Origin of the sequence: Luteimonas lutimaris (genome assembly GCF_039537065.1) — a bacterium.
GTDB lineage: Bacteria > Pseudomonadota > Gammaproteobacteria > Xanthomonadales > Xanthomonadaceae > Luteimonas > Luteimonas lutimaris.
Genome location: NZ_BAAAZU010000003.1, coordinates 341,402 through 366,720, shown reverse-complemented (window position 1 = coordinate 366,720; position 25,319 = coordinate 341,402). Strand labels below are relative to the sequence as shown.

At 71.3% G+C, this 25,319-nt stretch carries 22 protein-coding genes; 3 read left to right on the top strand and 19 right to left on the bottom strand.

Translation table 11 applies throughout. From position 1 onward, the window contains the following. Positions 1–15: 15 nt before the first annotated feature. Positions 16–396, bottom strand: coding sequence for a diacylglycerol kinase (locus ABD679_RS03695; RefSeq protein ID WP_344758583.1), 381 nt, complete (start codon positions 394–396; stop codon positions 16–18). Between the two features lie 226 nt (positions 397–622). Here ABD679_RS03695 and ABD679_RS03690 point away from each other — a divergent pair, with 226 nt between their 5' ends. Further along, positions 623–1,354 (top strand): SGNH/GDSL hydrolase family protein, encoded by a 732-nt coding sequence (locus ABD679_RS03690; RefSeq protein ID WP_344758582.1) that lies wholly within the window; start codon positions 623–625, stop codon positions 1,352–1,354. A 6-nt stretch (positions 1,355–1,360) separates the two neighbouring features. On the opposite strand, the gene ABD679_RS03685 is transcribed toward ABD679_RS03690, so the two are convergent. The 9 genes from ABD679_RS03685 to ABD679_RS03645 all read right to left on the bottom strand — a co-directional run bounded on the left by ABD679_RS03685 (position 1,361) and on the right by ABD679_RS03645 (position 10,400). Continuing rightward, the gene (locus tag ABD679_RS03685) at positions 1,361–2,317 is read right to left on the bottom strand and encodes an isoaspartyl peptidase/L-asparaginase family protein (RefSeq protein ID WP_344758581.1); all 957 of its coding nucleotides are present in this window, start codon (positions 2,315–2,317) and stop codon (positions 1,361–1,363) included. Between the two features lie 45 nt (positions 2,318–2,362). Further along, the gene (locus ABD679_RS03680; RefSeq protein ID WP_344758580.1) at positions 2,363–3,598 is read right to left on the bottom strand and encodes an ABC transporter permease; all 1,236 of its coding nucleotides are present in this window, start codon (positions 3,596–3,598) and stop codon (positions 2,363–2,365) included. After that, a complete protein-coding gene (locus ABD679_RS03675; protein WP_344758579.1) occupies positions 3,595–4,305 on the bottom strand; it encodes an ABC transporter ATP-binding protein in 711 nt (236 codons plus the stop codon). Before ABD679_RS03675 ends, ABD679_RS03680 begins: the two co-directional genes overlap by 4 nt. Continuing rightward, positions 4,302–5,807, bottom strand: a complete 1,506-nt coding sequence (locus tag ABD679_RS03670) for an efflux RND transporter periplasmic adaptor subunit (RefSeq protein ID WP_344758578.1) — start codon at positions 5,805–5,807, stop codon at positions 4,302–4,304. The genes ABD679_RS03675 and ABD679_RS03670 overlap by 4 nt, the downstream gene beginning before the upstream one ends. Positions 5,808–5,908: 101 nt before the next feature. Continuing rightward, positions 5,909–7,207, bottom strand: coding sequence for a sensor histidine kinase (locus tag ABD679_RS03665; protein ID WP_344758577.1), 1,299 nt, complete (start codon positions 7,205–7,207; stop codon positions 5,909–5,911). Between the two features lie 25 nt (positions 7,208–7,232). Continuing rightward, the gene (locus tag ABD679_RS03660; RefSeq protein WP_344758576.1) at positions 7,233–7,946 is read right to left on the bottom strand and encodes a response regulator transcription factor; all 714 of its coding nucleotides are present in this window, start codon (positions 7,944–7,946) and stop codon (positions 7,233–7,235) included. A gap of 101 nt (positions 7,947–8,047) precedes the next feature. Next, complete coding sequence (locus ABD679_RS03655) at positions 8,048–9,397, bottom strand: sensor histidine kinase (protein WP_344758575.1); 1,350 nt, start codon at positions 9,395–9,397, stop codon at positions 8,048–8,050. Continuing rightward, positions 9,394–10,056: a response regulator transcription factor gene (locus ABD679_RS03650; protein WP_344758574.1), complete on the bottom strand. Its 663-nt coding sequence runs from the start codon at positions 10,054–10,056 to the stop codon at positions 9,394–9,396. The genes ABD679_RS03655 and ABD679_RS03650 overlap by 4 nt, the downstream gene beginning before the upstream one ends. After that, positions 10,056–10,400, bottom strand: coding sequence for a PepSY domain-containing protein (locus tag ABD679_RS03645; protein ID WP_344758573.1), 345 nt, complete (start codon positions 10,398–10,400; stop codon positions 10,056–10,058). The genes ABD679_RS03650 and ABD679_RS03645 overlap by 1 nt, the downstream gene beginning before the upstream one ends. Positions 10,401–10,493: 93 nt before the next feature. Between ABD679_RS03645 and ABD679_RS03640 the strand changes: the two genes are divergently transcribed. Continuing rightward, entirely contained in the window at positions 10,494–12,545 is a 2,052-nt protein-coding gene (locus ABD679_RS03640; protein ID WP_344758572.1) for a TonB-dependent receptor plug domain-containing protein, read from the top strand. Here the strand turns inward: ABD679_RS03640 and ABD679_RS03635 are convergent. The 9 genes from ABD679_RS03635 to ABD679_RS03595 all read right to left on the bottom strand — a co-directional run bounded on the left by ABD679_RS03635 (position 12,511) and on the right by ABD679_RS03595 (position 24,181). Next, on the bottom strand, positions 12,511–13,968 hold the full coding sequence (locus tag ABD679_RS03635; protein ID WP_344758571.1) for an alkaline phosphatase D family protein: 1,458 nt from the start codon (positions 13,966–13,968) through the stop codon (positions 12,511–12,513). The two genes, ABD679_RS03640 and ABD679_RS03635, sit on opposite strands and share 35 nt — an antisense overlap. Positions 13,969–13,970: 2 nt before the next feature. Continuing rightward, positions 13,971–14,780: an inositol monophosphatase family protein gene (locus tag ABD679_RS03630; RefSeq protein WP_344758570.1), complete on the bottom strand. Its 810-nt coding sequence runs from the start codon at positions 14,778–14,780 to the stop codon at positions 13,971–13,973. 25 nt (positions 14,781–14,805) lie between these two features. Then, on the bottom strand, positions 14,806–16,152 hold the full coding sequence (locus tag ABD679_RS03625; RefSeq protein ID WP_344758569.1) for an MFS transporter: 1,347 nt from the start codon (positions 16,150–16,152) through the stop codon (positions 14,806–14,808). A gap of 26 nt (positions 16,153–16,178) precedes the next feature. Next, positions 16,179–17,675: a CoA-acylating methylmalonate-semialdehyde dehydrogenase gene (locus tag ABD679_RS03620; protein WP_344758568.1), complete on the bottom strand. Its 1,497-nt coding sequence runs from the start codon at positions 17,673–17,675 to the stop codon at positions 16,179–16,181. A gap of 6 nt (positions 17,676–17,681) precedes the next feature. Continuing rightward, the gene (gene iolB / locus ABD679_RS03615) at positions 17,682–18,515 is read right to left on the bottom strand and encodes a 5-deoxy-glucuronate isomerase (protein WP_344758567.1); all 834 of its coding nucleotides are present in this window, start codon (positions 18,513–18,515) and stop codon (positions 17,682–17,684) included. Beyond that, the gene (gene iolE / locus ABD679_RS03610) at positions 18,512–19,402 is read right to left on the bottom strand and encodes a myo-inosose-2 dehydratase (RefSeq protein WP_344758566.1); all 891 of its coding nucleotides are present in this window, start codon (positions 19,400–19,402) and stop codon (positions 18,512–18,514) included. Before iolE ends, iolB begins: the two co-directional genes overlap by 4 nt. Beyond that, positions 19,399–21,261, bottom strand: a complete 1,863-nt coding sequence (iolD, locus tag ABD679_RS03605) for a 3D-(3,5/4)-trihydroxycyclohexane-1,2-dione acylhydrolase (decyclizing) (protein ID WP_344758565.1) — start codon at positions 21,259–21,261, stop codon at positions 19,399–19,401. The genes iolE and iolD overlap by 4 nt, the downstream gene beginning before the upstream one ends. Beyond that, positions 21,261–23,213, bottom strand: a complete 1,953-nt coding sequence (locus ABD679_RS03600) for a bifunctional 5-dehydro-2-deoxygluconokinase/5-dehydro-2-deoxyphosphogluconate aldolase (RefSeq protein WP_344758564.1) — start codon at positions 23,211–23,213, stop codon at positions 21,261–21,263. Before ABD679_RS03600 ends, iolD begins: the two co-directional genes overlap by 1 nt. A 77-nt stretch (positions 23,214–23,290) precedes the next feature. Then, positions 23,291–24,181 carry a MurR/RpiR family transcriptional regulator gene (locus tag ABD679_RS03595; RefSeq protein ID WP_344758563.1) on the bottom strand — a complete coding sequence of 297 codons (891 nt, stop codon included), beginning with the start codon at positions 24,179–24,181 and terminating at the stop codon, positions 23,291–23,293. A 144-nt stretch (positions 24,182–24,325) separates the two neighbouring features. Between ABD679_RS03595 and ABD679_RS03590 the strand changes: the two genes are divergently transcribed. Beyond that, positions 24,326–25,312: a Gfo/Idh/MocA family protein gene (locus ABD679_RS03590; RefSeq protein ID WP_344758562.1), complete on the top strand. Its 987-nt coding sequence runs from the start codon at positions 24,326–24,328 to the stop codon at positions 25,310–25,312. Positions 25,313–25,319: the final 7 nt, after the last annotated feature.

The following is a 25,319-nucleotide window of genomic DNA, read 5'->3' as shown; positions in this document are numbered from 1 at the left end:
GCACGCGCGCCTGCATCAAGTCCAGCGCGGTGCCAGGACCAGGCCCCAGCACAGCAGTACGTTCATCATCAGCACGAACACCGCCGCGGACCCCATGTCCTTGGCGCGCCCGGCCAGCTCGTGGTGCTCGGCGCCGTAGCGCTCGATCACCGCCTCGATCGCCGAGTTCAGCAGCTCCGCGCTCAGCACCATCAGCATCGATCCGATCATCAGCGCGCGCTCGATGCCGCTCCCGCCCAGCCACCACGCCAGCGGCGCCAGCAGGACGAACAGGTAGGCCTCGAGCCGGAACGAGGATTCGTGCAGCCACGCCGCGCGCAGGCCCTGCAGCGACCACCGGGTCGCAAGCAGGATGCGCGCCGGACCGCGCGGAAGGTGGCCGATTTCGTCCGCCACCTCAGCCCCGCACGCGGGAACGCGGTCGGCCGGACGCCCGGATGGGGCTGGGGCCGGCGCGGACGGGTTCGGGAGTGGACGGCATGGACAGGCGTGGAGACCGCGGCCAAACGGCCGCAACCGGTCGATTTTGCCACATCGGCCGTCCCCGGCGCCTGTACGCGGGGCGGTTTGCATCGCGCATGCACGGCTGTTCCACTGGCGGCCTGCCGCCACCGGAGCCGCCATGCGCGTCGTCCAGTCGTCCATCGCCCTGCTCCTCGCGGCCCTGCTTGCGGCCCTGCTGCCGGGCTGCGCCGGCACGGGTCCGGCCGCGACCGCGACCGGCGTGGCCCCGGTGCCGGATTCCGCGCCGCTCGACCCGGTGTCCTCGCCGCAGTGGGCGGCGGACATGGCCCGGTTCGCCGCCGAAGACGCGGCGCAGCCGCCGCCTGCGCATCCGGTGGTGTTCACCGGCAGTTCCTCGGTGCGGATGTGGGCGACGCTGGCGGAGGATTTCCCCGGCGTGCCGGTGCTCAACCGCGGCTTTGGCGGTTCGCAGCTGCGCGACGCGACCTGGTACGCGGACGAGGTCGCCGTGCGCTACGCGCCGCAGCGGATCGTGCTGTACGCGGGCGACAACGACATCGACGCCAAGCGTTCGCCCGAGCAGGTGCGCGACGACTTCCGCACCTTCGTCGCCCGCGTCCGCCGCGACCTGCCCGGTGTCCCGATCGCCTGGCTGGCGATCAAGCCCAGCCCGGCACGCATCGCGCAGCTGCCGGCGCAGCAGCGCGCCAACGCGCTGGTGAAAGCCGAGGCGGCGCGGATGCGGGCCGTCGACTTCATCGACGTCGCCACGCCCATGCTCGACGCCGACGGCCGCCCGCGCGCCGAACTGTTCGGCAACGACCAGCTGCACATGAACGCGCGCGGCTACGCGCTGTGGCGCGGGGTCGTGGCGCCGTACCTGCGCTGACGCGGGTCAGGCTTCGCCGAAGATCGCAGTGCCACGGCTGCCGTCCGGCCGCACCCAGCCGCGGTACATGCCCGAGGTGTTGAAGACCATGGCGATGTTGCCGTCGCGGTCGAGCGCGATCGCGCCGCCATCGCCGCCCAACCCGGGCACGGCGTCGAGGATCACCGCTTCCGCCGCGGCCTGCAGCGAATCGCCACGGTAGGCCACGCGCGCGGCGATGTCGTGGGCGACGGCGCAGCGGATGAAGAACTCGCCCCAGCCGGTGCCCGACACGCCGCAGCGCCCGTCCGCCCAGGTCCCCGCGCCGACCAGCGGCGTGTCGCCGACCCGGCCCCAGCGCTTGTTGGTCATGCCGCCGGTGGAAGTGGCCGTGGCGATGTGGCCCTGCGCGTCCAGCGCGACCGCGCCGACGGTGCCGAAATACTTGCCCTTGAGGTTCTCCGCCGCGTCGGCGTCGGCGCGTTCGCGGGCCTGCGCCTGCTCGAGTTCGGCGCGCCGGTGCGGGGTATCGAAGTACGCGTTCGGCTCGCGGGCGATATCGTCGCGCGTGTCGGCGAAGGCTTCCGCGCCCGCGCCGATCAGCATCACGTGCGGGGAATGTTCCATCACCGCGCGCGCCAGCGAGACCGGGTTGCGGATCGTGGTCACGCCCGCGACCGCACCGGCGCGACGGGTGTGGCCCTCCATCACCGAGGCGTCGAGTTCGTGCCGCCCTTCCGCGTCGTAGACCGCGCCGTGGCCGGCATTGAAGCGCGGAGAATCCTCCAGCGCGCGCACCGCGGCCTCGACCGCGTCGAGCGCGCTGCCGCCGCGCACGAGCACGGCCTGTCCGGCATCGAGCGCGGCATCGAGCCCGGCGCGGATTTCGCGCTCGTCGTCGGCGCCGAGCCGGTCGCGCTCGATCACCCCGGCGCCGCCGTGGATGACCAGGGCGACAGGTGGGTTGGGTGTCGTGGTGTCCATCGCGACAGGATAGGCGATCGGCGGCCGATGGCCGCACAACGCCTGCTATTGCTGCCGCAGCGCCTCGATCGGATCCAGCTGCGAGGCCTTGCGCGCCGGGTAATAGCCGAAGAACAGGCCGGTACTGATCGAGAACACCGCCGCCAGCGCCACCACCTGCCCGTTCAGCGCCACCGGCAGTTCGCTGAACCTGCCCACCAGCAGCGCGCCGACCACGCCGATCCCGATGCCGATCACCCCGCCGATCAGCGAGATCAGCATCGCCTCGGCGAGAAATTGCCGGCGCACGTCGCTGGGCCCGGCGCCGACGGCCATGCGCAGGCCGATCTCGCGGATGCGCTCGGTCACCGACACCAGCATGATGTTCATGATGCCGATGCCGCCGATGATCAGGCAGATCGTCGCCACGGCGCCGAGCAGCTTGGACATCAGGTTGGTGGTGGCAGTGCGCGTTGCCACGATCTCGCTGATGTTGCGCACGCGGAAGTCGTCGTCGTCGCCGGGACGGATCTTGTGGCGCTGGCGCAACAGCGCCTCGACCTCGCCCTGCACGTAGTCCAGGTCGTCGGCACTGGTGACGGTCAGCGCGACCTGCATGACCGCGCTCGGCGGCAGGCCCATCATCCCGAGCAGGCGGCGGCGCCCGGTTTCCAGCGGCACCATCACGATGTCGTCCTGGTCCTGGCCGAAGCCGCCCTGCCCCTTCGGCGCCAGCGTGCCGACCACGGTGAACGGCACCCGCCCCAGCCGGATGGTCTGGCCGACGCCGGTGTCGTCGCCGAACAGGGTGCGGCGCACGGTCTCGCCGATGATCACGTTCTTCGCCGCGCTGCTGTAGTCCTGCGCCTCGAAGCCGGCGCCCTGCGCGACCTTCCAGTCGTTGATCGCGAACCAGTCCGGCTGCACGCCCTGCCAGCTGGTCGCCGCGTTGTTCTCCGCGAACACCACCTGGGTATTGCCGCGCAGCGCGCCGGCCACGTATTGCACTTCCGGGATCTCGTTGCGGATGGCGTCGACGTCGCCCTCGGTCAGGGTGAAGAAGCTGCTGGCGCTCTGACGCGCGCCGCCGGCGCCGCGGCGGGCGCCGGGCGAGATGTCCAGGCGCTGCGAGCCCAGTCCCGACACCAGGCTGTCGATCTCGCGCTGTGTGCCCTGCCCGACCGACACCATCACGATCACCGCGGCGATGCCGATGATCACGCCCAGCGAGGTCAGCGCGCTGCGCATCCAGTTGCCGCGCAGGGCGTGGATGGCGGTGCGCAGGATGTCGGTGAAGTTCATGTCCGCTCCTGCTCGTGCAGCTCGCCGTCGTGCATCACGTAGGTGCGGTCGGCGTGCGCGGCGACTTCGGGGTCGTGGGTGATCAGCACCACGGTGTGGTCGGCGTCGCGCAGGCGCTTGAACAGGGCGAGGATTTCCTCGCCGGTCTTGCTGTCCAGCGCGCCGGTGGGTTCGTCGGCAAGCAGGATCGGCGGCTGGTTGATCAGCGCGCGCGCGATCGCCACGCGCTGCTGCTGGCCGCCGGACAGTTCGCTGGGCAGGTGTCCACCGCGTTCGGCCAGGCCGACCGCGGCCAGCGCCTGGCGCGCGCGCTCGTGGCGCTCGGCGACCGGCACCCGCGCGTAGCCCAGCGGCATCGCCACGTTGTCCACCGCGCTCATCCGCGGCAGCAGGTTGAAGCCTTGGAACACGAAGCCGATCTTGTCGCGGCGCAGGGTTGCCAGTTCCTCGGCGTCGAGCGTCGAGACGTCAATGCCGTCGCACTCGTAGCTGCCGCTGCTGGCGGTGTCCAGGCAGCCGACCAGGTTCATCAGCGTCGACTTGCCCGAACCCGAAGGCCCCATGATCGCCACGAAGTCGCCGCGCGCGATACGCAGGTCGACGCCCCTGAGCGCCACCACCTCGGCCTGCGTGCCGGGCGAGTAGACCTTGCCGAGCGCGCGGGTCTCGATCACCGCGGGCCGCGCGGCCGCCACGGTCGCACTCACGACCGCGGGCGCTCGCCGGTGATCACCACGTCGCCGGCCTTGATGTTGCCCGACACCTCGGTGGTGGTGCCGTCGCTGGCGCCGATGCGCACCATCACCTGCTGCGGCTGGCCGTTGACCAGCTTGTACAGCGGTGCCCGGCGCGCGCCGACCAGCGCCGACACGGCGGCATCCCACTTCGCGCGCTGCGCGTCGTCGAGCGCGGTGCGGAAGGCGGCGAAATCCTGCTGGTAGCGTTCGAGCATGCGCTGGCGGATCTGCGCCTGCATGGCACTGTCGCTGCTGCCGCCCGAGCGCTGCCCGCCGGGGCCGCCGAACATGCTGTTGCCCTGCTGCTGCGGCGCGGCCTGGCGCGCGGCCTGGCGCCGCTCGATCGCGGCGTTGGCGCTGTCGAAGGCGGCCTGCTGGGTGGCATCGAGTTCCAGCGAGGCTGCGGTGCGGGCGAGATCGTCGCCCACCCCGCCACCACTGCCGCGCGCCGCGCGCGGGGCCTGGCTGGTGGCGCTTTCATTCGCGGGCTTGTAGCGCAGCGCGGCGTTGGCGACCTTGAGCACGCCGTCGCGCTTGCTGACCTCGATCTCTGCGTTCACCGTCAGCCCCGGCAGCAGGGTGCCGTCGTCGTTGTCGACGGTGACCACCACCGGATAGGTGACCACGTTGTTGGTGGTCGTCGCCGACAGCCGCACCTGGTCGACCACGCCCCTGAACTGGCGATCGGGGAAGGCATCGGCGGTGAACGACACGGCCTGGCCGGTCTTGACCTGGCCGATGTCGGATTCGTCGACGGCCAGCTCGATCTTCATCTTCGACAGGTCCTCGGCGATGGTGAACAGCTCCGGCGCCTGCAGGCTGGCGGCCACGGTCTGGCCGGGCTCGATGGTGCGGGTGAGCACCACCCCGTCCACCGGCGAGCGGATCACGGTGCGGCCGAGGTTGATGCGGGTGGTTTCGGTGGACGCGGTCTGCTGGCGGATCTGCGCCTGCGCGGCGTTCACCTGGGCGCGGGCCTGGTCGCGCGCGGCGCGGGCCAGGTCGATGTCGCTCCTGGCGACCAGCTGGCTCGCCCCGAGCTCGGCCTTGCGGCTGTAGTCGGCCTCGGCGTTGGCCAGCGTCGCCTGCGCCTGCCGCAGCGAAGCCTGCGCGCTGGCGACCTGGGCGTTGCCCTGGTTGATCTGCGCCTCGTAGGTGCTCGGGTCGATGCGCGCGATCACCTGGTCCTTCGTGACCTTGTCGTTGAAGTCGACCAGCACGTCGGTGACCTGGCCGGAGACCTGGCTGCCGACGGTGACCGTGGAAATCGCACTCAGCGTGCCGGTCGCCGAGATGGCCACGCGGATGTCGCCGCTCTCGACGGTGGTGGTGCGCCACTCGCCCTCGTCGGCCGCGGCGCGATGCGACAGCCAGTACCAAGCGGCGAGTGCCGCGAGTGCGGCCACCACCACGCCCACCAGGAGGCGTCGCTTGCTGCGGTTCGAGGCGGGCTTGCTGCGTGGCTTGCTCATGCGGGGGGATTCACGGGGCTGTGGTGTCGAGGCGGACAACGCGCGGATGGCTGTCGGGTTGACAGGCGCCGGCGGCAGGCGGTTCCCGGCTCGGGCAGCCTTCAGGAATCCCCGCGCGCGATGACGTCGCGGGCGAACTCGATCGACGCCGTGGTACCGGCGCCGGGCGTGCTGTCCAGCCGGACCGGCCAATGGAACCGCTCGCCGAGCCTGCGCACGATCGACAGGCCCATGCCCTTGCCGGACGGGTTGACGAGGTCGGCGCGGTAGAACGGGTCCCAGGCCTTGTGCAGCACCTCGGCCGGCATGCCGATGCCGGTGTCGGATACCACCACGCGACCTGCTTCCAGCCGCACCTCGATCCGCCCGCTCTCGGTGAACGCGCAGGCGTTCTCGAGCAGCTGGCCGAGCATCACCGCCAGCACGCGTGGCGACGCGTGCACGCGCGGCGACGCGGTGATGGCCAGTTCGAGTTCCACCGGCTTGCCCTCGACCTGCGGTCGCGCCTTGGCCACCTCTTCCTCGACCACCGGCACGACGTTGAAGTCCTCGGTCAGTGGCGCATGCACGTTCTCGCGGGCGAGGATCAGGAAGGCATCGATGATCGCCTCCATGTCCCGGCCCGCGCCCTGCACGCGCTTCAGCGTGCGATGGGTGCGCTGCGGGATCTCCGGATCCGCGAGCATCATGTCGGTGGCCACGCGGATCACGGTCAGCGGCGTGCGCAGTTCGTGGCTTGCGTCACGGGTGAAGTCGCGCTCGCGCGCGACCAGCTCGCGGGTCCGCCGGGTCAGCCTGCGCAGCGCACCGGTCAGCTGGCGCACCTCGCTGCCGTCCTCGCCCGGCATCCGGCCGGGGGCGATGGTTTGCATGTCGGGATTGCTGGGATCCCACCTGGCCACCTGCCGCGCCAGCCAGCTCACCGGCGTCACCAGGCGCTTGGTGGCCCGGTAGGTCAGCCAGGTGGTCAGGTAGATCGCGAGCAGCGCGAGCAGGATCGAGACCACGCCCGCGCGCCGGATGACGCGGTCGAGCAGTTCGAACGACATCACCAGGTACAGCCGCCCCTGTGGCCGCTCGTCGATGAAGAGCTTCCTGTCGCCGTCGGCGAGGCGGGAGATCCCGTTGCCGAAGCCGCGCAGCTCCGCGGGCACCGCGTCCTGCGAGTGGCCCGTGGCCACGAACCAGCCGTGCACCGTGGAGGTGCGCGGCAGTGGATGCGCGGGATCGCCGGCGCGCGCGCTCCAGAACTGCTCCGCCTCGTTGCGCAGCTGCTGGTCGGTCAGCGCCCGCTTGACGATGCTGCCGGTGACCGCGGCGCCGACGACCACGGCCACGCTCGCCAGCATCACCTGCAGGATGAAGGCATAGCGCAGCTTGCGCGGAAGGCCCTGCGACATGGAGGAACGAACGCGTCGTCGCCGGTCAGGTCGGCGGTTGTTCGATGTCGGCGATCCGGTAGCCGGCGCTCTGCACGGTGTGCAGCAAGGGCTTGTCGAACGGCTTGTCGATGGTCTTGCGCAGGTTGTACAGGTGGCTGCGCAGGGTGTCCGAGTCGGGCAGGCTGTTGCCCCAGATCTCGCGCTCGATTTCCTGCCGGTTGACCACCCGCGGCGACTCGCGCATCAGGATGGTCAGCAACTTCAGGCCGATCGGCGAAAGCTGCAGCTCGGTGCCGCCGCGGGTGGCGCGCAGGCTGGCCGGGTCGAGCACCAGGTCGGCGACCTTGAGCACTTCCGAGCCCACCTGCCGGCGCTCGCGGCGGATCAGCGCGCGCAGCCGCGCCTCCAGTTCCTGGATGGCGAATGGCTTGGTGAGATAGTCGTCGGCACCGGCGCCCAGGCCGGTCAGCTTCTCGTCGAGGGTGTCGCGCGCGGTGAGCATCAGCACCGGCGTGGACTTGCGCGCTTCCTCGCGCAGGCGCTTGCAGACCTCGATGCCGTCCAGCCGCGGCAGCATCAGGTCGAGGACGATCACGTCGTAAGTGTTTTCGGCCGCCAGCCGGTAGCCGTCGAGGCCGTCGGAGGCGTAATCGACCTCGAAGCCGCGGCCCTCCAGGTATTCGCCCACCATTTCCGAGATATTGCGGTTGTCCTCGACGATGAGGACGAGACCGCCCGGTTCCGTTGATCCGCGCATGCCTGCTCCGGTGAAAGTTGTCGTGGGGAAGTACAGTCTTCAGGTTTGTGAAGGCTGCCGTTTCCGGAGTGGAGATGCCGTGAAGGCAACCGCCGGCGCGTTCAGTTCCCGGTGCCGGCCCCCCAAGCGAAACGCACCCGCAGGCCGCCCAGCGGCGAGGCATCCAGGGCGATGCGGCCGTGGCTGGCCTCGACCAGTTCGCGCGCGATCGACAGGCCCAGGCCGCTGCCGCCCGCCTCGTCCAGCCGGCGCCCGCGCACCAGGGCCTGCTCCAGCAGCGCCGGGGGGATGCCGGCGCCGTCGTCCTCGATGCACAGGCTGGTCCATTCCGGTCCCGCCGCGGCGGTGATCCGCACCTGGCGGCGGGCGTACTTCACCGCGTTCTCGAGCACCGCCCCGACCACCTCCGACAGGTGCTCCTCCTGCATCGCCAGCTGCAACCCGGCGGGGATGTCGATGGCGAAGGCGAGCTGGCCGCCCTGTTCGGTGTGTTCGAGCACGTTGACCAGCCGCTCGACCACCGCGCGCACGCCCGCGCTGGCGCCGGGCACGCGCCCCACCCGCGCCAGCCGCATCCGCGCCAGCTCGGCGTCGACCACGCGGCCGATCGCGGCGATGGCGCGATCCATGCCGTCGGCGGCGGCGTCCGCACCGGCCTCGCGCGCGCGCCGGCTCTGCGCGGCCAGCGCGGCCAATGGCGTCTTGAGGCCGTGCGCCAGGTCGGCGGCGCGCCGGCGCGCAAGCTCGAGTTCGCCGGCGCGCGCGTCGGCCAGCGAATTGATCGCCTGCACCAGCGGCTGGATCTCGCGCAGGCGCGCCGGCGGCAGGCGCGCATCGGCGTCGTTCTCCAGCTTCACCAGGTCGCCGCGGATCCGCCCCAGCGGCAGCAGCCCCAGCGTGACCTGCAGCCAGGCAGCCGCGGACAGCACCGCCCACAGCGCCGCCAGGAACACCGCCAGCTCGCGCGCGAAACCGGCACGCGCCGTGGTCAGCGGTGCGGTGTCCTGCGCCAGTTGCACCACCACCGGGGCGTGGTCGGACTCGATGACCAGGCGGCGCTCGAGCACCGCCACCGGATGCCCGAACGGCCCGGACGCGCGACGCATCCGCCACGCATCCGTGGGGACATCGGCGGGCACCGGCAGCACCGCATCCCACAGCGAGCGCGAACGCAACGTGCCGCCGTCCGCGGACACCTGCCAGTAGGCGCCGCCGGCGGGCTTGTCCAGGCGCGGATCCACCGGCTGCGCGACAAGCACCGGCCCGCCCGCGGGCGACAGCTCCAGGCCGGCGACCAGCACCAGCGCGCCGCGCGTCATCTCGGCTTCGAGCTGGCGCTCCAGGTGCCGTCCGAACAGCAGTGTCATGAATACCCACGCGATCGCCAGCGCCATCAGGATCGCCGCCGCCGCGGCCAGCAGCAGGCGCCAGCGCAGCGAGCGGGCGATCATCGGTCCTGTTCCAGCAGGTAGCCGAAGCCGCGCCGGGTGGTGATGACCGCGCTGCCGAACTTGCGCCGCAGGCGCGCCACGATCGCCTCGATCGCGTTGGCGTCGCCGCTTTCGGTGGCGCCGTACAGGTGTTCGGCCAGTTCGCCGGCCGGCACCGCACGGCCGGGCTGGTGGGCCAGGTAGTCGAGCAGGCGGAATTCCAGCGGCGAGATCCGCGCCGGCGCGCCGTCGAACGAGGCGCTCATGCGCACCGTGTCCAGGCGCAGCCGGCCGATCTCGATGACCGGCGAAAGCTTGCCGGCGCCGCGCCGCACCAGCCCGCGCACGCGCGCGACCAGCTCGCCCATCTGGAACGGCTTGGACAGGTAGTCGTCCGCCCCGGCCTCGATGCCCTCGACCTTTTCGGTCCAGTCGCCGCGCGCGGACACCACAATCACCGGGAACGTGCGCCCGGCCGAACGCCAGCGCCGCAGCACGGTCAGGCCGTCGAGCTGCGGCAGGCCGAGGTCGAGGATCACCGCATCGTAGTCCTCGACGTCGCCCTGGTACCACGCCGCGTCGCCGTCGGCGGCGGTCTCCACGAAGAATCCGGCCGCCTCGAGCGCGCGCGCCAGGTCGGCGCGGATGTCAGGCTCGTCCTCGACGACCAGACAACGCATCAATCATCCTTGATCTTGAGCACCGCGCCGTTGCGCGCATCGAGGGTGAGCTTGCGGACCCGGCCGGTGGCGGTGAGCACCTTGACCTTGTATTCCCAGACGCCGTCGTCGCGCTCGAGTTCGACCTCGATGACGTCACCGGGGACGCGATGGGCCACGACCTCGAGGATCTGCGCCAGCGGCACGATCTCGCCGCGGCGGAGCAGTTCGCGGGCCTCGATGTGGTCGCTCTTGCCCGCCAGCACGGCGGACACGGGAAGGATCGCCACGATGCCGATGAGCAACGGCAGCAGGAGCGGGCGGATGCGCGAAGAACCGGTCTGGGTATTCATGGCGGGCAGCATGCGAGACCCCTCCTGACAGCAACCTGACAGCGACCGTGGCCGTGCTGTCAGCGCGTCGAGTCTAGCCTTGCAGCGACTTCCGGGGAACCAGACATGACCATGCGGCGGGAACACCACCACGCGCTGTTGTACGCCTGCCTGCTCGCCGCCGGCGCCTGCCTCCCCGCCGCCGCGCATGCGCAATCGGCAGGCGACTCGCGTTCGCGCACGGTCTACGCCGCCGACTACTTCGACGACGTCGCACCGGCCAACGCCTACGACATGGTGCTGCGGCTGCCCGGCTTCACCATCGTCGAGTCCGACGCCGACGTGCGCGGCTATGCCGGTGCCACCGGCAACGTGCTGTTCGACGGCGCGCGCCCGACCAGCAAGCGCGAGGATACCGCCGCGCTGCTCAAGCGCATCCCGGCGCGCGCGGTGGCGCGCATCGAACTCATCCACGCCGGCATGCCCGGCATCGACATGGGCGGCTACGCGGTGCTGGCCAACGTGGTCCGCCGCGACGACGCGAGCACCGAGTGGGCGGTCGAAACCGGGTTCTCCGCCGCCACCGACGGCGGTGCGCCGGAACCGCGGGCCAAGTTCGAGTACGGCCGCCGCCGCGGCGACACCGCACTGGACGTGTCGCTCAAGTCGGTCCGCGAGATCGACGACGACACCAGCCACGGCAGCATCCGCACCCGGGAGGGTGCGGACACGTGGCGCCGGTCGCTGGACATGCGCACCATCGAGGGCGAGCAGGAAGCCGCGGTGAGCTGGCGCCAGCCGCTCGCATCCGGTCGCCTGTCGCTGACCGGCGCGCTGCGCGGCGAGGATGCGCGCACCACCACACGCATCGGCGCCTCGGCCGTCGACGATGCCGAACGCATCGGCGAGCGCGAGCGCTACCGCGAGGCCGAGGTCGGCATGCGCTTCGTGCGCCAGTTCCGGGGCCGCACCACGCTCGAGGCCATGGCCAGCGTGCAGCGCGGCTGGCTCGAGGAACGCGAGCACTCGCAGGCCGGCGACGACGACGAGCGCTTCGAGGGCGATACCGGCAGCGGCGAGACGATCGCGCGGATCGCGCTGACCCATGCGCGCTCGGACGTGCTGTCGTTCAATGCGGCGCTCGAAGGCGCCTACAACGCCCTCGACGGCGACAGCCGCGTGCAGGAGGGCGGCGTCGACGTTCCGCTGCCCGGTTCGGACGTTCGGATCCGCGAGCGGCGCGGCGAAGCCACGCTCGGCGCCACCTGGAACCCCGCGCAGGACTGGACGATCGAACCGGGCCTGCGGGTCGAACGCTCGGAGATCGCGCAGTCCGGCGACAGCCCGCTGCAGCGCGGCTTCACCTATGCCAAGCCGCGACTCGCGCTGCGCTGGGACGCGGGTAAATCGGACCAGTGGCGCCTCTCGCTCTCGCGCGAGGTCGGGCAGCTGGACTTCAACGACTTCGTCGCCTCGGCCTCGCTCGACGGCGGTGTGGTCAGCGCCGGCAACGCCGAACTGGAGCCGGACAAGACCTGGCGCGCCACGCTGTCCTGGGAGCACCGCTTTGGCGAGGACGCGGCGCTGACCCTGGGCTGGACGCACGACCGGATCGAGGACGCGGTGGACCGGGTGCTGGTGGTCACCGACGACGACGTGTTCGACGCGCCGGGCAACATCGGCCGCGGTCGCCGCAACACGCTGTCGCTGGAACTGGCCGCACCGCTCGACGCCTGGGGCATCGCCGGCGGCCGCATCCGTTCCACCCTGCTGTGGCGCGCCAGCCGCGTGACCGATCCGGTCACCGGCCGTGGCCGCGGCATCTCCGACGAAGAACCGGTCGAGGGCGAGATTGAATTCTCCCAGGAGCTGCCCGCGCTGCGCGCGAACTGGGGCGTGCTGGTGGAGCATATCGGCGAGCGCCAGACCAAGTACCGCTACGATCGCATCACCCGCGAATCCGAGGCCGTCGGCTGGACGCTGTTCGCCGAGCGCCGCATCGGCGAACACTGGCGGCTGCGCGCGGAAGCCACCGACCTGTTCGGACGCAGCTTCTCCGAGCGTCGCGAGAAGTACGACGGCACCCGCGCCGACGGCGCGGTCGGGGAAGTCGAGACCCGCAGGCGGCGCACGCCGGGCGTGGTCAGTCTGACGATCCGTCGTAGTGTGGGCGGCTAGGCCAGCCCTGCGGCGGGTCGAACCCGTAATAGCCGCCGCCCTGGCGGAAGCGCTCCAGGCGCTCGAGCTCCACCGGGTCGGACTTGCTGTCCCAGGTGCGCGCGCCGTTGCGCAGGTCGTCGGGGGTGAGCACCAGCGGTTCCCACACCGGCTCGCCCATCACGTCGTGCAGGGTGCAGGTCAGCCGCGGCGTGTCGCCGGTCAGGTCGAAGCGCATCAGCCCGACGTTCACCGAACGCGTCCACGTGTCGCGCACGCGCACCTCGGGCACCTGGCGGGTGTTCTTGGCGGCGGGCATCTGCGCCAGCGGCGAAGAACAGAAATCGTAGATGTCGTAGCCGCCCTGCTGCGAGCGAGGGATGCAGTTGAGCTCGCCCATGTGCGAGTCGCCCGAGATGCAGACCACCCCGCCGATGCCCTCGTCGCGGATGAAGTCGAAGATCTCGGTGCGCTCGGTCAGGTACACGGCCCAGGAATCGCCGCCTTCCTCGTTCTCCGCGCACGACCAGCCGCCGCCGATCGCCAGCACCTTGAACGGCGCGGTGCTGGCCTTGAGTTCGCGCTTGAGCCAGGCCTTCTGCGCGGCGCCGAGCATGGTCTTGCCGGCATCGTCGACCTGGTCGGTGGGATCGCGGTAGTAGCGGCCGTCGAGGACGAAGAAATCGACCCCGCCGTAGTGCTGGCGGAAATAGACACCGGGATTGTCGCGCTCGCCATACGCCGGATTGGCCCAGAAGCTGCGGAACACGCGCAGCGACTGCGCCTTGGACGTGCTGCGTCCGTCCGAATCGTTGTAGCCGAAATCGTGGTCGTCCCAGGTGGCCAGCTGCGGCACCGAGCGCAGCAGCGGCTCGAGCCGCTCGACCGTGCGGCCGCGCGCGTACAGGTCGACCAGCGCGTTCGCCTGGTCGCTGTCGGCGTAGATGTTGTCACCCAGCCACAGGAACATGTCCGGCCCCAGCGCGCGCACCGCGTTCCAGATCCGCTGCTCCTGGTCGAACTGGATCCGGCAGCAGGAGCCGAACGCGACCCGGAAGTCCGCCGGCCCCGCGGGCGCGGTGCGGGTGCGGTGCGGCAGCGGCTGGTGGCGGTCGTGCTCGCCGGCGTAGCGCAGCCGGTACCAGTAGTCGGTATCCGGCTGCAGGCCTTCGGCGCGCAGGACCACGCAGCCTTCAGCGTCCGCGGTCGCCGTTGCCGTCGGCCCTTCGATCACGGTGGCGAAGTCGCGGTCGGTGGAGTATTCCAGGGTCACGTCGAACAGGCCGCTGGCGCGCGTCCAGACCGTGAAGTGGTTGGGCCCGGGCGCGCCGATCATCGGCCCCTGCAGCGCGCGCGGATAACCCACCGCGCGCGCGAACGCGCGCGGCATCGCGGCCAGCAGCGCCATCCACCCGCCGGTCCTGAGGAAGACGCGCCTGCGCATGGTCAAGCCCCTCCCTCGGCAAGCACGCGGTTGAGCACGTCCATCAGCGGCTCCCGGATCGCGCCATTCGACACGCACACGGTGCCGCCATGCAGATCCAGCGGCCCGCCGTCGACGGCGCTGGCGTCGCCGCCGGCCTCCTGCACCAGGATCACGCCCGGCGCCATGTCCCACGCCATCAGCGCGCGCTCCCAGTAGGCGTCCCAGCGCCCGGCGGCCACCCAGGCCATGTCCACCGAACAGGCGCCGGTGCGGCGGATGCCGGCGGTGGCTTCGCTGAGCAGGGCCATCTCGCGCGCGAACAGCGGATGGTCGGGCTTGCCGGCGAACGGGATGCCGCAGGCGAGCACCGCCTCGATCAGCCGTCCGCGCGTGGAGACGTGGATGCGCCGGCCGTTGCACCAGGCGCCGCCGCCAAGCTCGGCGACGTAGAACTCGTCGAGGATCGGCAGGTGGGTGACGCCGGCCACGATGCGGCCGTTGCGGGCCAGCGCGACGTTGACGCCCCACAGCGGGCATCCGAACAGGAAGTTGGTGGTGCCGTCGAGCGGGTCGACGATCCAGGTGTGGCCGTCGTCGCTGCCTTCGAATGCGCCACTTTCCTCGCCGAGGAAGCCATAGTCCGGCCGCGCCGCGGACAGCAACTGGCGGATCGTACGCTCGGCCTCCTCGTCGGCGATCGACACCAGGTCGGCCGGTCCGCTCTTGCTGCGCACGGTGATCTCCGGCAGGCGGGCGAAATGCGCCTTCAGCCCGTCGCCGGCCGCGCGCGCGGCCTGCATCATCACCACCAGGTCTGGGGAAGCATTCAACACGTCCGGCTCCTGTCCATCGAAATCAATCGCGCAGGCGCGTGTGCCACAGGCTGCTGGCCAGCAGCAGCGACAGCACCGACGATCCGATCCAGAACCAGATCGCCGGGCCGAAGTCGTACACCCGCACGCCGTCGACCATGCGCATACCGCCCTGGATGAGCGCGCCCGACACCTGCTCCTGGATCGCCGCACCGATGTAGCTGAAGATGCCGATCACGCCCATCGCCGCGCCGGCCACGCGCTTGGGCGCGATGTCGACCGCGAACAGCCCGCCCAGCGAGGTGACCAGGCCGGTCAGGCCCATACCGAACAGCACCATCGACAGCAGCAGCACGGGCATCGTCTGCGGGCCGAAGAAGAACAGGCCCAGGCCGGCCAGTTCGATCAGGCCGAACAGCAGGTTGGCCGGCGGGCGCCGCGCGTTGAAGAGCTTGTCGGAAACGAACCCGAACGCGATCGCCCCGGCGATGCCCGCCAGCGTGCTGGTCATCAGCAGCGTGCCGGCGGCCGGCAGCGAGAAGCCACGCGCTTCCTGCAGGTAGAGGATGCCCCAGGAGTTGATCGCGTAACGGGTGACGTAGGTGGTGGCGCTGGCTAGGCACAGGACCCAGATCGCCGGGATCTTCAGGATCGACAGCTGCAGCGCGAGCACGGACTTCATGCCGGCCTTGGGCGCGGTGTCGTAATGGTCGTCCTTCCAGTCGGCCACCTCGGGCAGGCCGAGCGTGCGCGGCCGGTCCTGGATCAGCAGGTAGCAACCCAGTGCGGTGGCGATGCCGACCAGCCCCGGCGCCCAGAACCCCCAGCGCCAGCCCAGCACGCTCACCACCAGGCCCACGCCCAGGAACGTCAGGCCCTCGCCGATTGAGTGTGCGGTGCTCCACACGCCGTAGATGCGGCCGCGCTCGCGGTTGGAGAACCAGCCGGTCATCGCGACCACCCCGCCCGGCGCGCCGAAACTCTGGAACCAGCCGTTCAATCCCCACAGCACGACCGCCAGCCACAGCGCCGTGGCGAAGCCCATCGCCAGGTTGCACAGCGCGGTCATCATGAAGGCGAACGCGAGGAAGCGCTTCATGTTGGCGTGGTCGGCAAGGAAGCCGTTGGTCAGCTTGCCCAGCGCGTAGGTATAGAACAGCGCCGAGCCGATCAGGCCCAGGTCGTTGGGCGAGAACACGCCGGCATCGATCAGCGGCTTCTTGACCACGCCCAGCGCCAGCCGGCACGTGTAGATCAATCCGTAGCCCAGGGTGATGGCCAGCATCACGCGCAGGCGATGGCGGCGGAACAGGCGGTCGATCTCGCCGCGGTCGCCGATCGGCTCGCAATCCGCGCCGGTGGCGAAGAACCTTGCAATCGCGTTGCGCATGCCCGTCCCTCCCCCGGCGCCGCCGCTCATTGCATCGTCGGCATGGTGAAGTCGTGCGCCGACGCGCCGCCGCGCGGCCATCGCTGGGTCACGATCTTGGTGCGGGTGTAGAAGCGCACCCCGTCCATCCCGTACTGGTTGAGGTCGCCGAAGCCCGAGCGCTTCCAGCCGCCGAAGCCGTGGTAGGCCACCGGCACCGGGATCGGCACGTTGATCCCGACCATGCCGACCTCGACGCGCTCGGCGAACTCGCGCGCGGCGTCGCCGTTGCGGGTGAAGATGGTGACGCCGTTGCCGTACTGGTGGCGGCTGGGCAGTTCCAGCGCCTGCTCGAAGCTGTCGGCGCGCACGATCTGCAGCACCGGCCCGAAGATCTCCTCGCGATAGGTGCGCATGTCCGGGGTGACGCGGTCGAACAGGCACGGCTTGAGGAAGAAGCCTTGCTCGTGCCCGGGCATCGTGAAGCCGCGGCCGTCGACCACCAGCTCGGCGCCCTCGTCGACGCCGGCCTGGATGTAACCCTCGATCCGCGCCTTGTGCGCGGCGGTCACCACCGGCCCGTAGTGGGCGTCGGCGTCGAAGGACGTGCCCACGCGCAGCCCGGCGATTGCCTCGACCAGGCGCGCGCGCAGCCGCTCCGCGGTCTCCTCGCCCACCGGCACCACCACCGGCAGGGCCATGCAGCGCTCGCCGGCCGAGCCGTAGGCCGCGCCCATCAGGTCGGAGATGACGTGGTCGATGTCGGCGTCCGGCAGCACGATGCCGTGGTTCTTGGCCCCGCCCATGCACTGCATGCGCTTGCCGTGCGCCGCGCCGCGCGCGTAGACCTGCTGTGCGATGTCGGAGGAGCCGACGAAGCTCACCGCCTTGATCAGCGGATGGGCGAGGATCGCCTCGACCACGTCCTTGTCGCCGTGCACCACGTTGAGCACGCCCTCGGGCAGCCCCGCCTCGAGCATCAGCTCGGCCAGCCGCACCGGCACCGAAGGATCGCGCTCGGACGGCTTGAGGATGAAGGCGTTGCCGCTGGCGATCGCCGGGCCGAACATCCACATCGGGATCATCGCCGGGAAATTGAACGGCGTGATGCCCGCCACCACGCCCAGCGGCTGGCGCGCCGAAAACACGTCGATGCCCGGACCTGCGCCCTGCGTGTACTCGCCCTTGAGCAGATGCGGGATGCCGCAGGAAAACTCGATCACCTCGAGCCCGCGCTGCAGGTCGCCGCGCGCATCGGAGAGCACCTTGCCGTGTTCGCTCGACAGCAGGCGGGCCAGCGTGTCCATGTCGCGTTCGAGCAGGCGCTTGAACTCGAACAGCACCCGTGCGCGCCGCTGCGGATTGACCTGCGCCCACGCGCGCTGCCCGTCGACGGCGCTGGCGACCGCGCGGTCGAGCTCGGCGGCGTCGGCCAGCGCGACGCGCGCCTGCACGCGGCCGGCGTTGGGGTCGAAGACATCGCCGTGGCGGCCGGACGTACCGGCAACGCTGCGGCCGCCGATGAAATGTTCGATGTTGCGCATGTCGCTTTACCTTTTGTCTGGTGCCGGGGCCGGCGCCGGTTGCACGATCCATTCGTGCGCCGGATCGTTGCGGAAGACCCAGCGCCGCTGGGGCCCGGCCATCACGTTGAGGTAGTACAGGTCGTAGCCGTGCGGCGCGCCGACCGGGTGGTAGCCGCGCGGCACCATCACCACGTCGCCGTCGGCGACCGAAACGGTTTCGTCCAGCGAGCGGTCGTCGGTGTACACGCGCTGGATCGCGAAGCCCTGGCTGGGCTGCAGGCGGTGGTAGTAGGTTTCCTCCAGCGCCGTTTCCTCGCCCGGGGTGGCGGTGTCGTGCTTGTGCGGCGGATAGCTGGACCAGTGCCCGCCCGGCGTGATCACCTCGACCACCAGCAGGCTGTCGGCCGCCTCGGTCTGCGGCAGGATGTTGCGCACGTGACGGGTGTTGGTGCCGCTGCCGCGCACCTCGCGGCTCATCCGCGCCGGGTCGATCTGGCGCACCTGGCCGTCGCCGCGACCGGGGGCGGTGCACACGGCCAGTTCGACGTCGCCGCGCGCGACCACCGCGTAGGGCACGCCCGCGGGCACATAGACCGCGCCGGGTGCCCTGTCCTCGAACGGCGTGGCGCGCCCGCCGATGCCCTCGAACGACTGGCCGCCGGCGGTGATGTCGGCGCTGCCGGCGACCAGCACCAGGCAGGTCTCGCGCGCGGCGTCCCCGCCGGCATGCACCTGGCCGTCGATCAGGCGCGCGACGCGGAAGCCGACGTGCTTCCAGCCCGCGCTTGCGGGCGTCACTTCCAGCACGGTGCCCGAATCATCGGGTGCGTGGGGACGAACGAGCAGCGGTGAGGTCATTGCAGCCCCGCTTTCGCGGCCTCCTGTTTCAGCGTCTGCAGGCCGAGTGCGGCGTACTGGCGCGGGTTGGCCAGCGCCGGATCCTGCTCGGCCTCGATGACGATCCAGCCCGCGTAGCCGATGCGCGCCAGCGCGCGCATGACCGCGGCGTAGTCCAGCCCGCCGTCGCCGGGCACCGTGAACATGCCGGCGAGCACGCCGTCGAGGAAGCTCGCGCCGCGCTCTCGGATGCCGGCGAACACCTCCCGGCGCACGTCCTTGCAGTGCACGTGCGCGATGCGTCCGGGGTGCGCGTCGATCACCGCCAGCGGGTCGATCCCGCCCAGCGCCGCGTGCCCGGTATCCAGCGTCAGCCCCACCGACGGGCCGGTGTTGCGCAGCAGCGCCTCAAGGTCGGCGGCGCGCTCGACCACCGTGCCCAGGTGGTGGTGGTAGGCGAAGCGGAGGCCCTGCGCCTGGACGTGGTCGGCCACGCGGGTCATGCGTTCGCCGAACTGCGCCCCCTGGTCGTCCCGCAGCCGCGGCGTGCCGGCCAGCGGCGTGCCGCGTTCGCCGTGCACGGCATTGCTGGTTTCGGCAAACACGAACGCGGTGGCGCCCAGCGCCTTGAGCAGCGACAGGTGCGGCTGCAGCGCCTGGATTTCCGCGTCCGCGTCGCGCACCAGCAGCGCGCCGCTGTACCAGCCGCCGATCAGGTCGAGGCCGTGACCGCCGAGCAGCGCCGCCAGTTCGGCGGGCTCGCGCGGGAAGCGCCCGCCCAGCTCCACGCCCTCGAACCCCAGCGCCGCGATCTCGCGCAGGATGTCGTCCAGCGGCGTGTCGCCGCCGAGTTCGGGCATGTCGTCGTTGGACCACGCGATCGGGCTGACGCCGAAGCGGATGCTCATGGCTGGTTCCGTTTGAGGGGCACGCCGGCCTCGTAGGCCTGGCGCGCGACGTTGACCTCGGTGCGGTCGGACACTTCGGGAACGGCCACGTCCCACCACCAGCCACCGGCCTCGGTGGTCCGGCTCGGATCGGTGTCGATCACCACCACGGCGCTGCGGTCGGCGACGCGCGCGCGCGCCAGCGCCTCGCCCAGCTGCGCCACGCCGGACACGTGCTCGGCCAGCGCGCCGAGGCTGCGCGCGTGCGCGGCGAAATCCACGGGCGCCAGCCGCGCGTGGCGCGCGTCGGCCAGCAGGTTGTTGAAGCCGGCGCCGCCGGTGGCGCGCTGCAGGCGGTCGATGCAGCCGAAGCCACGGTTGTCGAGCACCACGACCACCAGCTTCAGGCCGAGCATGACCGAGGTCGCCAGCTCGGAGTTCATCATCAGGTAGCTGCCGTCGCCGACCAGCACCACCACCTCGCGGTCCGGCTCGGCCATCTTCACGCCCAGCGCGCCGGCGATCTCGTAGCCCATGCACGAGTAGCCGTATTCGACGTGGTAACCGCGTGGCGACGCGGTGCGCCAGAGCTTGTGCAGTTCGCCCGGCAATCCGCCGGCGGCGCAGACGACGATGGCGTCGTCGTCCACGGCGGCCTGGACCGCACCCAGCACCTGCGCGTCGCTGGGCGCCTCGCCCGCCGCGCCGGGCGCGGTCGCGGCGTCGACCTGTTCGTTCCAGGCCGCGACGGCCGCGGCGTCGCGCTGTGCGACGCCTTCGTCCACGCGCCAGTCGCCCAGCCCTTCGCGCAGCGTTTCCAGCACCAGCCGCGCGTCGCCGACCACCGCGGTGGCGCCGTGCTTGTGGGCGTCCAGCGGTTGCACGTTGACCTGGAACAGCCGCGCCTGCGGGAACAGGCTGCGCGAGCCGGTGGTGAAATCCTGCAGCCGCGTGCCGATGCCCACGACCAGGTCGGCCGCCTGCGCGGCGGCGTTCGCCGCCGTCGAGCCGGTCACGCCGATCGCACCGAGGTTGCGCGGATGGTTCCAGGGCAGCGTGCCCTTGCCCGCCTGCGTTTCGGCGACCGGCAGGCCCGTGGCCGTGGCCAGCGCGGACAGCGCGGCCTCGGCGCCGCTGTAGGCCACGCCGCCGCCGCAGACCAGCAGCGGGCGCTGCGACCGGCGGACCGCTTCGAGCAGCGCCCGCAACGCCGCCTCGTCCGCGGGCTGGCGTCGCTCGGGCCACAGCACGGGCTCGAAGAACGATGCCGGGAAGTCGAACGCCTCGGCCTGCACGTCCTGGCAGAACGCCAGCGTGGCCGGCCCGCACAGCGCCGGGTCGCGCAGCACCGTCACTGCGCGCGGCAATGCATCGAGGATCTGTTCCGGGCGCGTGATGCGGTCGAAGTAGCGCGACACCGGGCGGAAGCAGTCGTTCACCGACGCCGTGCCGTCGGCGCCGGACTCAAGCTGCTGCAGCACCGGATCCGGCCGGCGCCCGGCGTAGACATCGCCGGGCAGGAACAGCACCGGCAGCCGGTTGACGTGCGCCAGCGCCGCGGCGGTGACCATGTTGGTCGCGCCCGGCCCGATCGAACTGGTGCAGACCATCGCGCGCCGGCGCCGCATCTGCTTGGCATAGGCGATCGCGGCGTGCGCCATGGCCTGCTCGTTGTGCGCGCGCCAGGTCGGCAGCGCGTCGCCCGCCGCGTGCAGCGCCTCGCCCAGGCCGGCGACGTTGCCGTGGCCGAAGATCGCCCACGCGCCGGCGAAGTACGGCACCTGCGCGCCGTCCACGACGACCCGCTGCGCGGCCAGCCAGCGCACCGTGGCCTGTGCGGCGGTCAGCAGGATCGTGCGTGGCGTGGCCATGTCGCTCATCAGGCGCAGTCCGCGGCGGCAGGGTGTCCGATCTTCGCACTCCTGGCTTGGCGCCATGCCTCGACGAGTACGCCGAACCGGGCCGCCAGGTCGTCCACTGCCGTCTCGTCGTCGATCTCGCCGCCCAGCCAGCGCGCGGCGGCCTCGGCGAAGATGGTGCGTCCCACCGCGAACCCCTTCACCAGCGGCTGCGCGGCGGCCACCTGGAACGAGGCGACCAGGTCCTCCTGCGGCGCCGACAGGCCCAGCAGCACCACCCCGCGGCAGTGCGCGTCGTTGGCGACGATGGTGCGTCCGATGTTGCGCCACGCCGCAGCGCTGTCGCTGGGTTCGAGCTTCCACCAGTCCGGGCGCATGCCCAGGTCGTAGAGCCGCTGGATCGCGCGCGCCGCGGTGTCGTCGTCCACGGCGCCGCTGTTGGAGGCGATGATTTCCACCAGCAGCTCGTGGCCGGTCTTGCGGGCGGCGTCCTGCAGCCGCAGCAGCTGGCGCTCCTGGCGCGCGCGCAGGTCGTCCGGATCGTCGGGGTGGTAGAACGCCAGGCACTTCACCACGTGGTTGCCCGGCCAGGTGGCCAGTTCGGTGGCCACGTCGGCGCTGCTTTCGAAGTCCAGCGGGCGCGACCCCGGCATTTCGATCGGCCGGCCAATCCAGTACGGATAATCGGCCGCCGCCTCCAGCGCGCGCATGCCGTAGCGGCCGTCGAGCAGCAGGCCGAAACCCGGTTGCCCATGCGCGACCCGGTCCACCGCGCGCAGCGCCAGCGCCTTGAACGCCGGGATGCGCGCCGGGTCGGCGCCCACCTGCGCGCACAGCGCCTCGAACTGGCTGCGATGGTCCATCGCCAGCACCATCAGTTCGTCCCAGCGCCCAACGCGGGTGGTGGCCCAGTGCAGCTGTTCGAGCGCGGCATCGTCGCGCAGCCGGAACGGACGCGCATCCGATGCCAGGAACGCCTGCAGTTCCTCCCAGGTCGGCATCGCCGGCGAGCAGCCGTGGCGCGAGACGACGATCGCGCCGCAGGCGTTGGCGTACCGGCAGCACGCCTCGAGCGGTTCGTCTCGCAGCCAGCCGCGCAGGAAGCCGGCCATGAACGCGTCGCCGGCGCCGAGCACGTTGAACACGTCCACCCGGAAGCCCTCCCCGACCAGGCCGTCGTCGAGGCGGTCGGGAATCGCGCCGGCAAAAGCGACGCAGCCGTGCGGGCCGCGCTTGAGCACCAGCAGCGCTGGCGTGCGTTCGCGGATCGCGCGCAGCGCGGCGAGCGTGTCGGTGCTGCCGCCGAGGATGTGCACCTCCTCCTCGGTCCCGACCACCAGGTCGCACAGCGGCAGCACCTGCTGCAGCCGCGCGGTGACGCCGTCGTGGGCGACGAAGCGGTTCTCGCCCATGTCCTTGCGGGTCAGGCCCCACAGCACCGGGCGGTAGTCGATGTCGAAGACCACGCGCGCACCGTTGCCGCGCGCGATCTGGCAGGCGCGCAGCGAGGCCTCGAAGACGTTGTCGCGCGACAGGTGGGTGCCGTTGATCAGCACCGCGCCCGCGTCGCGCAGCAGGCCCTCGTCCACGTCCGAGGCCTGCAGCGCCATGTCGGCGCAGTTCTCGCGATAGAACACCAGCGGGAAGGTGTCCGCGTCGCGGATGCCGAGGAACACCAGCGCGGTCAGCCGCTCGGGATCCTCCAGCACGCCGCGGGTCGAGACACCTTCGCGCGCGAGTTGCTCGGTGATGAAACGGCCGAAGTGGTCCGCGCCCACGCGGGTCAGCAGCGCCGACCGCAAGCCCAGGCGCGCGGCGCCCACGGCGGTATTGGTGGGACTGCCGCCGATGTACTTGGCGAACGACCCCATGTCCTCGAGGCGGCCGCCGACCTGCTCGCCGTAGAGGTCGATGCAGGACCGGCCGATCGTGACCAGGTCGAGTTGCCGCTCCTTCGCTGCCATACAGGCCATGCCCCACTGTGCCGGGCGCCTATCGCCCCCGCTTTTGTAACATATATTCTATTTTGAAATATGAAGCAACGTACGTTTCATTTCTTCGTGCGCCGCCCGCCAGCGCCACCGCTGCGCCGTCCGCGCGCCGGGGGCACGGCCGCGAACACGTAGGAAATGACCAGCGCCTGCGCCAGGCACATCGAGGCCGAGAGCGAGCGGAACTTGCGGATCTCCGCCTCGCGCACCTGCAGCACCAGGGTCGATGGCTTGGCCACCGGACTGACCATGCTGTCGCTGATCGACAGCACCTTGCAGCCGCGGATGGCGGCCGCGTCGATCAGGTGCACGGCCTCCTCGGCGTAGGGGTGGTAGCTGACCGCCACCAGCAGGTCGCGCGGGCCGATGGCATGGACCTGTTGCAGCGCCATGCCGCCGACGCTGTCGATGAAGACGGTCTTCTTGTCGGCCTGGTGCAGCGAGTAGGCGAGGTAGGCGGCCACCGGGAACGAGCGCCGGAACCCGGCGACGTACACCGTTTCGGCCTGCGAGATGAGCTTCACCGCGCGCGCGAGATGGTCGCGGTCCACCGCCCGGCCCAGGTTCTGCAGCGCCAGCACGTTGCCTTCGACGAACTCCGCCAGCACCTGCCCCGGATCGCCCACGGCCTTGCGGTCCACGGTCTGGGTGAACTCGCGCACACGCTCGCCGTAGCCCTGCGTGGTGCTGCCCAGCAGGCCGTCGACGAACAGGCGCTGCATCTGGCTGGCGCCGTCGAAGCCGAAGTGCTTGGCGAAGCGCACGATCGCCGACGGCTGCACGCCGGTGCGCTCGGCCAGCACCGCAACGGTTTCCAGGGCCACGGCGCTGGGCTCGTCGAGCACGTAGCGCGCGATCTGCTTGAGCCGCTTGCTCAGCGTCTCGTACTCGTCGAGGATCGCTGCGCGAAGTTCGTCCGCATCCGCAGGTGCCTGGGTCCGTTCGGTCATTCGGCCACTCCTTCGGGTTGCGTGGTTCGGGGGATGGGACGGGTGCACATGTTCGCCCACGGCGATGTACGCCGGCGTCGAATTCTATTGCATTCCCAAACAGAACAAATATTCTATCTGCATTCCGGTGCGGGTGGGGTCCAGATGCAGCGTATCGATGTCGCACTGGTGGGGGCCGGCCGCATGGGCCAGGTCCACGGCCCGAACGCAGCCCGGCATCCCGGGCTGCGCCTGAAGTACGTCGTCGATGCCCGCCCCGGCGTAGCCGAGGCGATGGCGGGTCAGTGGCAGGCGGGGGTCGCGGGGCTGGAACAGGCGCTGGCCGACCCGTCCGTGGGCGGCGTGCTGGTGTGCAGCACCACCGACCAGCACCTGGCGCACGCCAGCGCGGCCGTGGCCGCCGGCAAGGCGGTGTTCTGCGAGAAGCCCGTCGACCTGGACCTCGCCAAGGCGCGCCAGGCGCAGCCGCTGTTCCGCGACGCGCGCTTCCTGCTCGGCTTCAACCGCCGCTTCGACCCGCACTTCCTCGCGCTCAAGCGCCGCCTGGACGCGGGCGAAGTCGGCCGACTGGAAGCCCTGCACATCGTCAACCACGACCCGGCCGCGCCGCCGCCCGGCTTCATCCCCACCAGCGGCGGGCTGTTCAAGGACTTCACCATCCACGACCTGGACCTGGCCCGCTGGCTGCTGGGCGAGGAGCCGTGCGAGGTGTTCGCCTCGGCCAGCTGCCTGGTGGATCCGGAGATCGGCCGGCTGGGCGACGTCGATACCGCGCGCGTGCTGCTGCGCACGCCGTCCGGCCGCCTGTGCGTGATCTCCAACACCCGCCGCAGCGGCTGCGGCTACGACCAGCGCATCGAGGCGTTCTGCTCGGGCGGGCGGCTCGCCGCGGACAACGTCCACACCAGCACGCTGGTGGCGACGACCGCGCAAGGCGCCCTCGCCGCGCCGATCCACCCGGGCTTCCCCGAACGCTACCGCGACGCCTACCGCGCGCAGATCGAACACTTCGCCGACGTCGTGCACGGCCGCGCGGCGCCGGCGATCGGCTACGACGACGGCATCGCCGCCCTCGCGCTGGCCGAAGCCTGCGGACAATCCGCGCGCGCCGCCGCGCCGGTCCACCCATGAAGGAATC